The organism is Kitasatospora sp. NPDC056800 (assembly GCF_042789775.1).
Classification (GTDB): Bacteria; Actinomycetota; Actinomycetes; order Streptomycetales; family Streptomycetaceae; genus Kitasatospora.
Genome location: NZ_JBHUAL010000382.1, coordinates 1 through 2,726 on the forward strand (window position 1 = coordinate 1; position 2,726 = coordinate 2,726).

A 2,726-nucleotide genomic window follows, 5' to 3' on the forward strand; every position below is an offset into this window, starting at 1 on the left:
AACACCCCCACCCCGACCCACCCCCCGGCGCCCTTGCCCCCCCCCCCCACCCCCCCCGCAACCGATCAGCCAGGCCAGGACGCCGCCCGCCGCACGACTGACCAGAGCAACAGCCGGAGGGTCCTGCTCCGGCATGACCCGCCCCGGTGCGGCCCGGCGGATTCAGGGGGCCGTCGGCGGGGCGAGGTCCTTCGTCATGAAGACCCTGCTGGTGCCCGGCGGGTCGCACGGGACGTCGCCCAGGCGTCGCCAGCCGTGCTTCGCGTAGAACCCGGGCGCCTGGAAGCTGATCGTGTACAGCACCGCCGTGCGGCAGCCACGTGCGCGGGCCTCGTTCTCGGCCCGGTGCAGGATCTCGCTGCCCAGGCCGCCACCGCGCAGCTCGCCCGGCAGGAAGAACAGGTCGAGGAAGAACAGCCCGAGTGAGGTGCGACCGGTCAGACCGCCGATCACCCGGCCGGTCCGGGAGTCGCGCACCAGGACGGCCAGCGGGCGGCGGTCGTCGATGGCGGTCGTGTCGGTGTTGAACCGGTCCAGGGCATCGGAGACGAGCGATACGTCGGTGGGCTCCGGGGCATCGGTGACCGTGAGGCCGATGCCGGGCCAGGGGTTCGGTGGGGTGATGTCGGTGGCGGGCATGAGGTTCCCAGGGCGGTTGGCGGAAGGGGTACGGGCGGAGGACGCGGTGGCCTCGGCCGGTACGGGACGATAGGGCGCGGACGCTTCGGCCCGACCCGAATCGAGACCGACGACAATCGAAGGCATGGACGATCAGCGCGAGAGCCGGGACGTCGGCGTGGACCTGGCCGTCGTGGCCAGGCTGCTGGCCGACGGCACCAGGGCGGACTTCTGTCTGGCCCTGCTGGACGGCCGGGCCTGGACGGCCAAGGAACTGGCCCGCCACGCCGGTGTCGCGGCCTCGTCCGCGACCGAGCATCTGAACGTGCTCGTACGCGGCGGACTCCTCGTCGAGGAACGGCACGGGCGCCACCGCTACCTGCGAATGGCCGACCCGCGTGTGATGGCCCTGATCGAGAGCCTCGCCGCGCTCGCGCCGCACCGCGCCCCCGGACCGCGTTCGCTGTCGGGCTCGGGGCGGCAGCGGGCCCTGGCCCGGGCCCGGCTGTGCTACGACCACCTGGCCGGGGAACTGGGCCTGGCCGTCACCGACTCGATGGCCGATCGCGGCCTGCTGGGCTGGGGAGCCGATCCGTCGCTCACCGCCAAGGGGGCGGCCTGGCTCGGAGACCTGGGCATCGCACTGCCCGACGCCTCCCGCAGGCCGCTGGTACGCGCCTGCCTGGACTGGACCGAACGGCGCCCGCACCTGGGCGGGGCCGTCGGCGCCGCCGTCTGCGGGCACGCCCTGGCCGCGGGGTGGCTGACCCGGATCGGAACCACCCGTGCCCTCGCCGTCACGGATCTGGGCAGACGTGAACTGCGCGCGCACCTCGGACTGCCCGCGACCACCGACATGCCGTCCCGGGACCAGCAGGCGGACTAGCCTCCCCGGGACGCTCGGGGCCGGGCGCGAACGGGGCCCGCGCGAGGAGTCGGCCGGGCCGACTTCTCGCGCTCCCGGCCGCGCGGCGCTACGGGAGCACCGGGCGCAGGACCTCGGCCACCCGGGCCTTGACCACCTCGCCGTGGACGAGCAGGGCGGGCCGGCCCCCGCGCTCAACCGAAACACCGAGGTCCGCCAGCACATACAGGGCTCGCAGGGTGCGGACGGTGTTGGAGGCCCAGACCGGCATCGGCCCGCGCTCGTACGGGGCGAGGGCCTCGGCGATCGGCGACAGCCAGGCGGTCGACCGCTCCGGTGTCAGGTCGGGGCGGGTGAGGACGAGGGCCACGGCCTTGGCGAGCCGGTCGTCCTCCCGCTCCGCGAACAGGTACTCCGTCGGGGCGAGCAGGCGCTCGGCGGCGAGCGCGAGCAGCGGTTCGGGGTCGACCTCGGGCCGCAGGCCGAAGGCCCCCAGCAGGTCCGCCCCGTGCGCCACCGCGTGCAGCCACCCGAGCGCGTCGTCACGGCCCCGCAGGTCGGTCTCCGCGCGGTACCAGCCGGCGAACGCGTCGAGCCACGACGGCCTGAGCACCCCCTGACCCACGATCATCTTCAGGACGAGCGGGGCGAACGTCCGGGCTTCGATCCGCGGATCGGTGAAGCGCCCCGCCATCAGGTCCCCGAGCCCCAGGCACCGCTCGCCGTCGATCACCCCGCCCCGTATCCAGGCGTCCAGCACCGCATACGGGTAACCGTCCCTGACCTCCGGGTCCGGATCCCCCAGAGCCACCGCCAACTCCGCGGTCAGTTCGTCCAGCCCGCGCCCCGGGGGAAGAGCGCAGTCGTTCTCGTAGATCTCACGCCAGTTCGTCACGCGCGGACCCTACCGGCGGCCGCCGAGCCCTTTCACCTGCATTTTTACCCTCGCCGGCAAGGCCTCGACCGGTTGGCTCCGATCAACACCCGCCCGAAAAGGATCATCACTCCGATAAAATCGAGTCCGTCGAGCACAGGGACGACAAGCGGCTGGACTTGCAACGACGCGAACAGGCTCACCGCCTCGGTCGTGATGGGCGATCCCGGCACGGCGCCGGACACCCTGCACCTGACCGTCGTCGCCCCCTGCGTCCCGCGCGGCGCCGGCCGGGGGGCCTCCGCGAGCGGCTGACGGCGAACCCCCGCCCGGTCCCGCGTGGGAAGTCGGCCGGGCCGACTTCCCACG

General features: G+C 73.8%; 3 protein-coding genes. 1 reads left to right on the forward strand and 2 read right to left on the reverse strand.

The window, feature by feature from the left end; genetic code table 11:
• Positions 1–162: 162 nt before the first annotated feature.
• Positions 163–639, reverse strand: coding sequence for a GNAT family N-acetyltransferase (locus ACFRQN_RS40440; RefSeq protein ID WP_380745633.1), 477 nt, complete (start codon positions 637–639; stop codon positions 163–165).
• Between the two features lie 124 nt (positions 640–763).
• Between ACFRQN_RS40440 and ACFRQN_RS40445 the strand changes: the two genes are divergently transcribed.
• Positions 764–1,504, forward strand: a complete 741-nt coding sequence (locus tag ACFRQN_RS40445) for an ArsR/SmtB family transcription factor (protein WP_380745634.1) — start codon at positions 764–766, stop codon at positions 1,502–1,504.
• An 88-nt stretch (positions 1,505–1,592) separates the two neighbouring features.
• On the opposite strand, the gene ACFRQN_RS40450 is transcribed toward ACFRQN_RS40445, so the two are convergent.
• Complete coding sequence (locus ACFRQN_RS40450) at positions 1,593–2,378, reverse strand: DUF2785 domain-containing protein (protein WP_380745635.1); 786 nt, start codon at positions 2,376–2,378, stop codon at positions 1,593–1,595.
• Positions 2,379–2,726 lie beyond the last annotated feature (348 nt).